Annotated in this window: 11 protein-coding genes; 3 read left to right on the top strand and 8 right to left on the bottom strand. The window is 62.1% G+C overall.

Annotated features, from left to right (window positions below; all coding sequences use genetic code 11):
• Positions 1-332 precede the first annotated feature (332 nt).
• Positions 333-614, bottom strand: coding sequence for a hypothetical protein (locus XI09_RS34460; protein WP_271570834.1), 282 nt, complete (start codon positions 612-614; stop codon positions 333-335).
• An 826-nt stretch (positions 615-1,440) separates the two neighbouring features.
• Between XI09_RS34460 and XI09_RS34455 the strand changes: the two genes are divergently transcribed.
• From XI09_RS34455 to XI09_RS45840, 3 genes are all read left to right on the top strand, one after another.
• The gene (locus XI09_RS34455; RefSeq protein WP_271570833.1) at positions 1,441-2,073 is read left to right on the top strand and encodes a transglutaminase-like cysteine peptidase; all 633 of its coding nucleotides are present in this window, start codon (positions 1,441-1,443) and stop codon (positions 2,071-2,073) included.
• Between the two features lie 325 nt (positions 2,074-2,398).
• Positions 2,399-2,638: a hypothetical protein gene (locus tag XI09_RS34450; RefSeq protein WP_271570832.1), complete on the top strand. Its 240-nt coding sequence runs from the start codon at positions 2,399-2,401 to the stop codon at positions 2,636-2,638.
• 975 nt (positions 2,639-3,613) lie between these two features.
• Positions 3,614-3,979, top strand: a complete 366-nt coding sequence (locus XI09_RS45840) for a VanZ family protein (protein WP_333939155.1) — start codon at positions 3,614-3,616, stop codon at positions 3,977-3,979.
• 456 nt (positions 3,980-4,435) lie between these two features.
• On the opposite strand, the gene XI09_RS34445 is transcribed toward XI09_RS45840, so the two are convergent.
• The 7 genes from XI09_RS34445 to XI09_RS34415 form a co-directional block, all read right to left on the bottom strand.
• Entirely contained in the window at positions 4,436-4,720 is a 285-nt protein-coding gene (locus XI09_RS34445; protein WP_271570831.1) for a hypothetical protein, read from the bottom strand.
• A gap of 126 nt (positions 4,721-4,846) precedes the next feature.
• Complete coding sequence (locus XI09_RS34440; RefSeq protein ID WP_271570830.1) at positions 4,847-5,293, bottom strand: hypothetical protein; 447 nt, start codon at positions 5,291-5,293, stop codon at positions 4,847-4,849.
• Positions 5,294-5,446: 153 nt separating this feature from the next.
• The gene (locus tag XI09_RS34435; protein ID WP_271570829.1) at positions 5,447-7,174 is read right to left on the bottom strand and encodes a chemotaxis protein; all 1,728 of its coding nucleotides are present in this window, start codon (positions 7,172-7,174) and stop codon (positions 5,447-5,449) included.
• A gap of 5 nt (positions 7,175-7,179) precedes the next feature.
• Entirely contained in the window at positions 7,180-8,271 is a 1,092-nt protein-coding gene (locus XI09_RS34430; protein ID WP_271570828.1) for a protein-glutamate methylesterase/protein-glutamine glutaminase, read from the bottom strand.
• Positions 8,272-8,287: 16 nt separating this feature from the next.
• Positions 8,288-9,142, bottom strand: a complete 855-nt coding sequence (locus tag XI09_RS34425; protein WP_271570844.1) for a CheR family methyltransferase — start codon at positions 9,140-9,142, stop codon at positions 8,288-8,290.
• A gap of 132 nt (positions 9,143-9,274) precedes the next feature.
• Entirely contained in the window at positions 9,275-11,077 is a 1,803-nt protein-coding gene (locus XI09_RS34420) for a methyl-accepting chemotaxis protein (RefSeq protein ID WP_271570827.1), read from the bottom strand.
• Positions 11,078-11,137: 60 nt separating this feature from the next.
• Entirely contained in the window at positions 11,138-11,614 is a 477-nt protein-coding gene (locus XI09_RS34415) for a chemotaxis protein CheW (RefSeq protein ID WP_271570826.1), read from the bottom strand.
• Between the last annotated feature and the right edge of the window lie 36 nt (positions 11,615-11,650).

Below are 11,650 nucleotides of genomic sequence, written 5' to 3'. Positions count from 1 at the left end.
ACCGACCGGATCGCTCGCCTGTTTGGTCGCGCGTCGCGGACGTCGGTTCGTGATCGCCTACGGCGCCTGAGAGAGAGAAACGCCGGGACGAGTATCCTGACTGAAGCAGAGCGCTCTTCCTGAGGGAGTGGACGAGACAAGGCGGCATGGTCCAAAATGCCGACCATGGAAGATGTTTACTATTTTGTTTGGGAACGGCATCCAAGCCTGAAGCGGCGACTTCGGTCTAGCAAAAGTCCTCCTGCCCCAAGCTGTCCCACCCCCGAAGACGCAGAGCGTTTCGGATGGCTCGCCCAAATAGTCTCAAGCCTCACCTATGGAGCACACGCCCCCTACTGACGCTCTTCGTAGCGATCGCAGCGAGCGTCCCCACGCTTGATGTCCGAGGCGATCTCATCGAGCGGGGGATTGCAGCGAAGCAACGAATACTTGTCGTCGTAGGGCGCCGGTTGTCTGCGGCAAACACTCGCGCCGAGCGGCACTTGAATTGCCTGACTTCCGACGGTGTAAAAGCAATTATCCGGCTTCTGTTCCGCTTTTTTCACGCCCTGGTTTTGCGCGGCTGCGAGCGCCGGCACGATTAGGGCAGCTGCAACAATGGCAAATTTTCGCATCGACAACTTCTCCCTGATTTCTGAGGCATCGAAGTAAATTTAGGAACCGTTGGTGAGCTATTCAACGACCACCGCCAGTGCCCGAAGTACTGCACTGAGGGAGCGTACCTCTTAGGATCGACGAACATCTGGTGGCGCGGGACAGTCAGCTGTGGGCGGGACCTCGTTCTCCGGTTACGCGAGGGGTTTTCCGATGATGAAGACCTCGGGGAATTACCGACCGAATCCGACGCGACCGCACACCTTGTGCGAGAGAGACCACCGACGCCGACAGCAAGCAGCCCGGGACGCCCCAGAACCATACCCTATAGGATACTGCTCTGCTCAAAACGGCACTGCAAGCGATGCTGCGATAAGCACCAAACCATTTCGGGCGTGATTTCCCTCGCACGGAGCCAACCCGACGAGCAATCCCGAATACAAATTCAATCAGCATCGGGCTAGTTAGGATCGAAAATGGCCCCCAATCCTTCCAGCTATAGCTCCGAAGGCCACCATCGAAGCTAGCAATCCGGAGAGCCACAGGACGGGCCGACCGGTAACCAGGGGCCACTGCAAAGAACGCTGCGGCCTCACTTCAAGGTTCAGCCGCTGGCACAAACTGCACATGTATCGGGACTTGGCGCACCGTTGGGGGCAAGTCGGCCTGCTACTTCCTCCGGAACCGATTTCCCCGAGAGGTGTTACGCTAACGTATGCAATCTCACATTGCTACGAGGTTGTAGGCACCAAGCGCAACTCGAGCGACTTTGAAGTGAGGGGTCGGCGTGGCACGGGAACTCTCACCGTTGCAGCTAGCGTCGCCCGACAGATAGGGAAGCATGACATGCGCCCTTTTTTACAACGGCTGTGCTGGTTTACAACGGCTGTGCTGGCGATTGTGGGGATAATCGTCGGGCCTGACGCCGTCAATGCAGCGCAGCTGGAGATGCCGACGGGGCCTCAGTCGCCAACAATACGGCACATACGGTTCGCAACGCCGACGCTTCCACCAATGGCCTACACGATGTTTTGCCTGCGCTACGCGGACGATTGTCGCACGCAGCCGCTCTTTCGCGGGGGTCTGGTTCGCCTGACTGGCGAACGCTGGGCCATTCTCAAAGAGGTCAATCAAACCGTCAACCGCAGCATTAGTCCGGACGCCGCGGAATTGAGCTCGGGCGTCGAAGCCTGGTTGATCAATCCGGATCGTGGGGATTGCAATGATTACGCAGTGAGCAAGCGCCACGAATTGCTCCATCGAGGCTTGCCCTCAAGCGCGCTGCTGCTGAGCGAGGTCGTGACCCGTTGGGGAAAGCATCACCTCATTCTCGTCGTGCGTACCCGAAGTGGCGATCTGGTTCTCGACAATCTGACACCGGTGATCAAGCCGTGGGCGCGTGTGCCCTATCGCTGGGTTCGAATTCAAATGCCGGGTCGGCCTCGGCTATGGACCACGATCGCCGACCGTGGGGAGTGAGCATCGGACCCGGGGTCTTTACCACACGCAAAACTGGCCTGCGTCACGTACCCGCCAGAGCCACCGTGGAAAGAATGCAACACTTTGAGTTCAAGGTGGGGGCGAATATGTGGGTAAAAACCGACGGAGCACCAAACTAACGTAGAGTTTCGCTGATCCGGCGGATGGGTGCTCCTAGCGGATCAGCCGCCCACGGGTGAATGTCACGACAGCGGTCCTAGTCGCTTGGGCGCTAGCAAGCACCCTGAAGAAGAAGTGGATGCCAACCCTGAGGTTGCGGACAAAGTAAATCGGACCGGCGTCCCCGGACGTGTTATCGGGGCTGATGAAAACATATCTCATGATCGCGATTACCCTTTTTGCAGCTCCGGTTGCCGCACAGCCGGCAGTGCCGCCTGCTGCTACGCCCGAAATATCATTTCGCGACCAAATCAAGGCAGCGCGCGCCAGGGACGCGGCGGAGGAAAAAACCAGCTCGACCGCGCGGGCATGGGACCGCGACGTCAATGGAAAGCGCCCGTGGGATATTCCAGTGAAAGCGCCAAACAATAGTGTGAAACCCTAACGGAGATTGAAGCGCTCCCCGCGGGCGAGCGGCATTACATCCACAACAGCGAAGCGATTCCCGGACAACCGATTTGCTGCTCTCGTAACGTTCGCTACGAGGTCGTCATGGTTCACTTGGGCGATTTCGCCGCGCCGTGGAAGGCTTTGTTGTCGCGGTATTGAACGGCGGCGGCGAACTAAAAGAACTTCACACTGGTCAACCGCCTCATACGACTGGCCCGCAATCTAGGTGCGGAAGGGTGGCACACAAAATGCTTCGCTGGTGCCATGTTAGCCTAGCAATCCTCGGTGCTGGATTTGCGGCGGGTTACTTCACCCGAGAGGTCCTTTCGCGACGACGACGCCACCAATTTAGGCAAGTCGCATCAAGAAGCGGCGCCCTTGGGGGTCAAGCTTGCAAACATGGACCCGCTGCAAACTCGGTTCCCCCTGTTCTACGCACATTCAGTTGATCACAGTCACAGGGTTTCCGCGGAATTGCCCTATCCGGGTTGAACTGACTGCGTACTGCCGTCGCAGGCTCGCGCACGAGGTTTCCCTTAAATGCTCGGTTTGGTACTCTTGGTTCTAATTGCAGCGACCTCATTCGCGGCTGGCTACGCTACCCGTTCGGCCATCTCGCGGACGCGACGTGCTAAATATCTCAAGTGGGAACCATACGTCCGACCTTCGCGGTCCTCGCAACCCCCGCAGTTTCTGATGCGTCCTGACAAACGTAACGTCTCTCCAATGCAGCGGGTTGTGTCTGGAGGACGGCGTAGCGGTTGATGCCGTCAAAGCCTTCCAAGTGGATTTCTTGCTGCGATCCGGCCATGAAATATCGAGTTTCTGCCGTCCTTGAGCTCTATCTTTTGCTACCGATAAGGCCATGAGGATGCCATCGCATAGCCTACAGCGGACCGGCATGGCAGACCCTTTAACGATACCAGCGCTTTTTCGGCCTGCTAGATTCCGATTGTTATACTGTGCCAGCATGTATCGGAACCACCTCATTGCCGCCGCGGGGATTTGCCTTGCGCTTATCATCTACGCCACCCTGGCGAGGCTAGCGGGGCGGCCCGTCCTCGTGGGTCATCACGAGGCCTATTGGGTCGTCGTCATCGAACGCTTCAGCGCATATGGCCTGTTGGGCTTCCTATTGTCCTTCCTTCTGCCTGGGCGCTTCGGCTTGGCTTGTGGGCTTGTGGTAGCCGTTGCAGTCGGCTTGGAGGTTCTGCAAGGGCTAACACCAGACCGCGATCCGTCACTGCTTGACGTGCTTCAAAAAGGGGCTGGCGGCACTGTCGGAGTGTTACTTGCTCAAACGATCCTGGCTTTCTTGCCCAGGCCGCCCTCTTAGGCGCCATGCTGGCCGATGCCAAATGGGCGCCAAGTTGCGGTTGGCAATGCGCAGCTCCGGGTTCACAGTGGAGTGGTGTGGAGCGGTAACGAGATCAGAACCCAAATGAATCATTTCGCAGTGCTCTTGGCCGGGGCCACGCTCCTCGGCATATCCCTGTCCGCTCACGCCCAGGGGACTTACCCCAACGGTATTCGCACCGGATATGCCGGCACCGCACCGAGTTCGACGACCTCGACTAGCACTTCGCTCGCGTCACCTTCCAATCCCGCACCCGCAACGAGAAATCTCGGAACCGGCCAAGGCCGAACTGAAGGGGCAATGGGGCTCACACCCCAACTCCAGCGCGAAATGGGGATTGGTCGCCAACAATAACCCCTTCAGGGGCGCATCTTTCGCTGGAAACACAGGGCGCAGCCCCAACCTCTTTGGCGGGCCAAAGCAGCAGTTCGGCAATTAGGCCGTCCTGTGCCCGGGACCAAACTTGCTCGGCGCCAAGAGTTCGGCCATCTGCCGGTGCGTATTCTGTAGCGCTTCGATGGCACAATCGAGGTCAAAATCTGCGTCGCGAATTGAGGCGAAGAATTTCGCCGTCAGCGCCAGATCTAGTTTGACGCGTGTTGCCCCATCGCGACTTTTGCGACGGTCAAGCGACAGATGGATAGCCCGCAATCTGGCTTCTGCGGGCGTACAGCCGCTGAGTGTCGCGAGTTCGTCATATGTCATCCAGATCTGAGGCATATCCCTGTCCGCCCTGTTGTTATGAGCCTCAACCTAGATTTCACATCTAAAAGCACGGTTGCCGCGGTACCGTCGCAAGTGCTTTCGCGAAAACAGCGTCAATGCAAAGCTAAAACGCGGCAAGCCTCAAGACACAGGCGTCCTGGGCGGCGCGAACGGATGGTGCGGCCGCGACCGGCTGTCGAGGCCCTTGGGCAATCTGTCGGCATTGAGCTTCACGATTGCGCACCTGGCATCGGCTGGCGGCGCATCTTCCTGACTGTAGATCAGTGTGGCCTCGAACTTGATATCAGGCGCCTGCCTGGCCGTTCCCGAGCAGGTCGCCATCGCATCGCTGCTTACGCCGGAAAGATTGACCTCGACCTCGTCGGGACCGAACACGCTCGGTGGGCCATCGGCATGCCGTTTCACGGTCAGAACGGCGGTGAAGCTTTGCTGATCGAGCTGATAAGAGCCCCCATAGGTGAAGAAGCTGTCGCTGCCCGAGATCCGGCCCCCAGTCAGATCCACGACGCCGGTGCCCTGGCCACGCGGGGTCCTGAACCAGGCAGCGTATTTGCCGTCTCTCAACATGCGACATTTCTCGACGTGAAAATTGACAGCTATTTGCGACCATCTCTGGGGCGCGACAATGACCAAACCATCAGCGCTTTCGGCAGGGTTAACACCCCGAAAACCCAATCCATCGAATTGCTGCCGGCGCGCGAGGCGACGCCGCGGCCGATGTCAAAACAATTCTATGCCGTCATCGGCGGTCTCGATCGCCTCGACGCGCCGCGTGGCGGGGATCGACGCTAGCCCGAACGTTTGCAGGAACTCCCGGTGGACGTCCCGCTCGCGCTCCATCGTGTAGCGCGCGAAGAGGTCGTCGAGCATGGCCTCGTCCTGCGCAATTGGTTGCGGTCGCCGGGCGACCGCACTCGCAGTCTCGAGGCGCGCGGCCACCGCAGGCAAAGTCGCGGAGCTTTCGCCGAGCTTGTTCATCAGGCCTTGTGCCGAATTCATCAGGCCTTCGAATTCCGCGCCTTCGTCGACGAGCCGGCTCATCAGCTTGTCGAGTCGTTCGTTGCCGGCCTCGACCTCGCGCAGCGCCCGGAGGATCTGCGGCTCGAGATTGGCAAGCTGCGTGGGATCGCCCTGCACGCGCAGCTCCTTCAGTGCCTTGGCCGAGCGCTCGATGCCGTCGAGCACGGGCCTGAGGCGCCCCGCCCCCGCCGAAACCTGGTCGGCAGTCGCCTTGAGCTCGTTGGCGATCACGACAAAGGCGCTGCCGCGGCTGCCGAGATGGCTTGCCTTGAGGCCGGCATTCATCCCGATCAGGGTGATGTCGACGGTCGCATCGGCGAGCCCGGCGATCGCCTGGCGAAATTTCGCCAGCGTATCCTCGACAATGGCCAGTGCGTCATCGACCGAACGGCCGGCGCTCTCGCAGGTGGCGATCAGGATCGAGGCATGCGCCAGTATCTGCTTGATGCGCGCCAGGAACGACGACGAGCCGCCATCCTCACCCCCGAACAGCGTACGGCCGTGGCCGACAACGCTGCCCGCATCATGCAGGATAGCCGTCAGCGCGCGAACGATCTGACCGATGTCGCCGCCGAACTCGCGCTGGGCGTCCCTGAGCTGGGCCGCCTGCAACAGGCCGATGGCGCGCGCGCCGTCATCGCTCGTGACCGGTTCGGGAACGAGGCTTGGAGAAGGTCCTGACGCAAGACCGAGACCGTGACAGACATGCTCGAGACGCTGGCGCGTGCTGTCGCCGGCCTGCAAGGAGATGATCGCGCTGCCGACCGCCTCGGCGATCTTCCTGGTGCTGGCGCTGGCGAGGTCGGCGACATGGCTGCCCTTGCTGCGCTGGTCGCGCAATCCGCCATAGGCCTCGCCGAGCTCGGCGCTCTCCGAGACCAGTTGATCCCGGTAACGGTTCTCGAATTCCTTCTGCCGGCCGGAGGCGGTGGCGACGGCTTCCGACAGGCGTTGCTGGTCCCTCGCGCAGCCCTCGATCGAGCGCTGCACGGCCCTGCCGAGATCGTAGGCTTCCTGCGTGAAGGCGAGAAAGCCCTCACGGTCGCCATCGAGCGAAGCCGCCTCGATCCGCGCGCTGCGCGCGATGATGGTGATCATCCCGATGTGCTTGAACAGCGGCTTGAGCAGCGAGGACGCCTCTGCCGTGCTCGTGCCGATCGTCGCAAGCAGGGCGCTCTCGGCCGGCAGCGCCTGCGCCAGCTCGCTGAGCCGCGCGGCGATCTCCTGCAACGCGGTCGCAGCGCCCTCGATCTCGGCGCCGGAGAGCTCCTCGGAGAGCGTCGCGAGGCCCTGGTTCAGCTCCTTGAAGATGAGGTGGCCGCGACCGAGCTCCTGACCGACGCGCGCGAAGACATCCTCGATGCGCGACGAGACATCCTCGATCGCCGCAGTCGCTTCAGTGAGCGTGGTGGCCGGAATGGCGGACATTGCAATCAACCTGCCACCGCAACGTGTCCGGCCTGGTACCAGAGCATGATCTCGCGCGGAATATGGTGCAGCGGCACGACCTTCTCGACCCCGCCATGGGCGATGGCCTCCTTGGGCATGCCGAACACCACGCAGCTTTCCTCATCCTGCGCCCGCGTCGAGGCGCCGAGCTTGCGCATCTCCAGCATGCCGCGCGCGCCGTCGTCGCCCATGCCGGTCATGATGACGCCGAGCGCGTTGGCGCCGGCGTGCTGGGCCGCCGAGCGGAACAGCACGTCGACGGACGGGCGATGCCGCGACACCGGCGGGCCGTCCTTGATCGCGATCTGGTAGCGCAGGCCGATGCGCTGGAGCAGCATGTGACGGGCGCCCGGGGCAATATAGGCGCAGCCCGGCAGCACCGGCTCGCCGTCCTCGGCCTCCTTGACCCGGATCTGGCAGACGCTGTCGAGACGTCTGGCAAATGCCGCAGTGAAACCCGCCGGCATGTGCTGGACGATGACGATGGGTGGGCAGTGCGACGGCAGCATCTCGAGGACGTCGTTGAGCGCTTCGGTGCCCCCCGTCGAGGCGCCGATGCACACGATGCGCTCCGTCGTGGGCCGGACCCTGCCCTGCACCGGCGGCGGGATGATGGCGTCGGCCGTCAGCTTTTTCTCGACCACCCGGCGCTCGGCACGCGGGCGCACGCGCGCGCGCGCCGCCGACTTCACGGCCTCGCGCAGCCGCGTGGAGCATTCGAGCAGCGCCTGCCGCGTGTCGATCTTCGGCTTCGGCACGATGTCGACCGCGCCCGCCTCGAACGCCTCGAACATCACGTTCGAGCCTTCTTCGGTCAGCGAGGAGCAGATGATCACCGGGATCGGACGTTGCGCCATGATCTTGCGCAGGAAGGTCATGCCGTCCATGCGCGGCATCTCGAGATCAAGAATGATGACGTTGGGCAGCTCCTTCTCGAGGCGGCGGGCCGCGACGAAGGGATCGGAGGCGGTCGCCATCACCTCGATGTCGGGATCTTCAGAAAGGATCGTCTGAAGGATTTGGCGCACCGACGCCGAATCGTCCACGATCAGCACGCGAACTTTCTCCCTCGGCATTCTGGTTGCGCTCCGGCTAGACCTTGAAAATGGTTGGCTGAACTTGCTTCAGACCCGGCACGGCACTGTGAATCATCGATTCCGAATGCCCGACCAGCAGATAGCCGCCGGGTCGCAAATGGCTGCACAATTGCTCGATCACCTTGCGCTGCGTCTCGCGCTCGAAATAGATCAGGACGTTGCGGCAGAAGATGATGTCGACGTCGCGGTCGACGGGATAGGACGCATCCATGAGGTTCATCCGCATGAAATGCGTCATGCGCCGCAATTCCGGCACCACCCGCACCTCGTCGCGCGACTTGTCCCGCGACGACAGGAAGTATCGCTTCACGAAGTGCTCCGGCACCGGCGTGAGCACGTCGCGGGTGTAGATTGCGGTCTTGGCGAGGCGGAGCACCGCGGTCGAGATGTCGGTCCCGAGGATGCGGTACTGAAACTGCGAGCCGTTCCGCGTCATGTCGTCCAGCACCATCGCGGTCGTGTAGGCTTCCATGCCGGTGGAGCTCGCCGAGCTCCAGATCTTCAGGTTTGCGTTCCTGCGTCCATGCAATTTGAGCAGGGCCGGAATCGCGACGTCCCGCATGAAGGTGAAGTGCTGGGGCTCGCGGAAGAAGTCGGTCTTGTTGGTCGTCACCACATCGATCAGATGGGTGAGCTCGGTGTCGAAATGCTCGGTCCCGAACAGGTTGTCGACATATTCGTTGAGCCCGGAGAAGTTCAGCGCGCGCACGCGCTTGTGCAACCGCCCCTCCAGCATCAGCCGCTTGCCTTGCGGCAGCTTGATGCCGACTTTGCCCTCGATCAATTCGGCGATGGTCCGGAAGTGACGGTCCGACAGATGGACGGCCGTGTCCTGCATGGCGGGCATCATGGTCGCCGGCCCTGGTCCGAGAAAGCCGCCTGCACTGAATGTCGGGGCCGTCCGGGCCATCTTGAATCCCACACTTTCACGCAATCACTGACGACAGATCGGCCCGGTGAGGGGCCGATCCCTCAAAGAGCCTTAGCGCTGGAAATCGGCGTCCCGATCGTCCTCGCCGTCATTCATGTCGAAGGCGAAGCCGCCGCCCGCAACCTTCAGGGCGCGCGCAGGCTTGCCTTGGAGCTTCCTCGCCGGACGCTCGACCGCCGCCATGGTGGCCGCCTTGGCCCGCAGCTGGTTCACCGCCCGGTCGATCGGCGCAGCCGCATGGCCCTTTGCGCCTTGCTCGATCCGGAAATAGGCGATGGTGGACTGGAGCTGCTCGGCCTGCGAGGCGAGTTCCTCGGAGGTCGAGGACACCTGTTCGGAGGCGCTGGCATTCTGCTGGCCGACCTTGTCGAGCTGCTGGATCGCCTGGTTGATCTGGGCCGAGCCGACGTCCTGCTCGCGGCAAGCCGCGGTGATCTCCTCGACCAGCTCGGCGGTCTTCTTGATATCAGGGACGAGCTTGGAGAGCATATTGCCGGCTTCCTGCGCGACCTTGACGGTTTCAGTCGAGAGCGTGCCGATCTCGGCCGCCGCAGCCTGGCTGCGCTCGGCAAGCTTGCGCACTTCGGACGCGACGACTGCAAAGCCCTTGCCGTGCTCGCCGGCGCGCGCGGCCTCGACCGCGGCGTTGAGCGCGAGCAGGTCGGTCTGACGCGCGATCTCCTGCACGATCGTGATCTTCTCGGCGATGGTCTGCATGGCATTGACGGCGCGGCCGACGGCGACGCCGCTGGCTTCCGCATCCTTGGCCGACTGCGCGGCGATCTTCTCGGTCTGGTTAGCGTTGTCGGCGTTCTGCTTCACGTTCGAGGCCATCTCCTCCATCGAAGAAGAAGCTTCCTCGGCGGACGAAGCCTGCTCGGTCGCCCCCTGCGAAAGCTGCTCGGCGCTGGCCGAGAGCTCCTGGCTTCCGGCGGAGACGTTCCGCGCCGCGGTCAGGGCTTCCGAGACGATCTGCCTGAGCTTTTCCACCATGCGCTCAAGCGCGAGCCCGAGCGTATCCTTGTCCGACAGCGGCTTGGCTTCGACCATGAGATCGCCCTGCGCGATCTGATTGGCAAGCGCCGCCGTCGCATTCAAATTGACCGTCATCGCGTTCAGCGACTTGATGAGATCGCCGATCTCGTCATTGCTGGAGGACTCGATCTTGTGGCTGAGATCGCCGATCGCCACAGCGTCGGCGAGACCGACGGCCTGTGCCAGAGCGCGGCTGATGTTCAGCGCGATCCAGGTCGCCGCAATCGCGGCGATCAGGAGCGAAGCAATGACCAGGCCCATCAGCAGCATCTCGGCGCGGGCGCCGTCCTGCTTGGACTGCTCGGCCTGCTCGGCCATGTTCTTCTTGACGTTCTTGATATAGCTGTCGGCTGCTTCCAGCGCGTCCGCGACGGCCTTACGGCCGTCGTGCATGGAACGATCCAGGGCCTTCGGCTTGTCCGTCTTCGCGAGCCTGACGGTCTCGTCCTGATAAGCATTCAGCTTGGCGAACGCCACGGAGAAACTCTCCATCAGCCTCTTGCCACCTTCGCTCGCCGCGGCGTGGATCTCGTCCTTGGACTTGATGAGCGCTTCGCGATTCTTGGCAAGGTCCGCTACGAACTGATCGTAATCCGCATCGGTCGCGGCAAGGATCGAGTTCTTTTCGGCGCGCACCAGAAACAGGATGCCTTCCTTGAGTTCGGCGGCCTTTTCCATGCGGTTCGCCCGACTGACGAGGACCTCGGTGGTGCCGACCATGTCCGACAGCTTCAAATAACCGACCGCCCCGGCGATCATGGAGAGCAGAATGACGACGCCGAAGGCGCTGGCAAGCTTGGCTTTGACGGTGAATCTCATGTCAGTCTCGTTGGTTCGAATTGGGGTGCTTACGCTTGACCACGCTTCACTCTTGCAAACTCAGGCGGCGCGGGGCGCATCGCGCCCTTCCGGGATCTCGTCGTGCGCCATCAGCTTGGCGAGGTCGAAGATGACCACGAACTTTTCGCCCTTGCGGCCGATGCCGGCGGCATAGTCGGATTGCCATTGGCCGCCGACCTCGGGGATGGGCTCGATCGCCTGCTCGTCGATGTCGGTGACCTCGAACACGCAATCGGCGACGAAGCCGACGCCGACCAGACGGTCCTTCATCGGCACGTCGAGGATGATGATGCGGGTCGCCTCGGTCGCCGCCACGCTCGGCAGGCCGAGCTTGGTCCGGAGGTCCACGATCGGATAGCCGCTGCCGCGCACGTCGATCATGCCGAGCAGGAAGTTCGGCGCATGCGGCAGACGCGAGATCGGCCGCATGTCGAGAATTTCACGGACGTTGCGGATGCTGATGCCGAACGTCTCGCCGGCGAGCCCGAGCGTCAGATATTGCGAGGTTGCGGCCATGATGCAGTCCAGGGGTCCGAGGGTTTGGAGATGAGT

This window comes from Bradyrhizobium sp. CCBAU 11386, assembly GCF_028128955.1.
GTDB lineage: Bacteria > Pseudomonadota > Alphaproteobacteria > Rhizobiales > Xanthobacteraceae > Bradyrhizobium.
The sequence above is the reverse complement of the archived record's forward strand: the minus strand, read 5'-3'. Positions and strand labels throughout refer to the sequence as shown.

Excerpts from the sequence above, each read along its gene's own strand:
- XI09_RS45840 (WP_333939155.1), top strand. The coding sequence starts at position 3,614 with ATGTATCGGAACCACCTCATTGCCGCCGCGGGGATTTGCCTTGCGCTT.
- XI09_RS34450 (WP_271570832.1), top strand. The coding sequence starts at position 2,399 with ATGAAAACATATCTCATGATCGCGATTACCCTTTTTGCAGCTCCGGTT.
- XI09_RS34430 (WP_271570828.1), bottom strand. The coding sequence starts at position 8,271 with ATGCCGAGGGAGAAAGTTCGCGTGCTGATCGTGGACGATTCGGCGTCG.
- XI09_RS34445 (WP_271570831.1), bottom strand. The coding sequence starts at position 4,720 with ATGCCTCAGATCTGGATGACATATGACGAACTCGCGACACTCAGCGGC.
- XI09_RS34435 (WP_271570829.1), bottom strand. The coding sequence starts at position 7,174 with ATGTCCGCCATTCCGGCCACCACGCTCACTGAAGCGACTGCGGCGATC.
- XI09_RS34455 (WP_271570833.1), top strand. The coding sequence starts at position 1,441 with ATGCGCCCTTTTTTACAACGGCTGTGCTGGTTTACAACGGCTGTGCTG.
- XI09_RS34425 (WP_271570844.1), bottom strand. The coding sequence starts at position 9,142 with ATGATGCCCGCCATGCAGGACACGGCCGTCCATCTGTCGGACCGTCAC.
- XI09_RS34420 (WP_271570827.1), bottom strand. The coding sequence starts at position 11,077 with ATGAGATTCACCGTCAAAGCCAAGCTTGCCAGCGCCTTCGGCGTCGTC.
- XI09_RS34415 (WP_271570826.1), bottom strand. The coding sequence starts at position 11,614 with ATGGCCGCAACCTCGCAATATCTGACGCTCGGGCTCGCCGGCGAGACG.
- XI09_RS34460 (WP_271570834.1), bottom strand. The coding sequence starts at position 614 with ATGCGAAAATTTGCCATTGTTGCAGCTGCCCTAATCGTGCCGGCGCTC.
- XI09_RS34440 (WP_271570830.1), bottom strand. The coding sequence starts at position 5,293 with ATGTTGAGAGACGGCAAATACGCTGCCTGGTTCAGGACCCCGCGTGGC.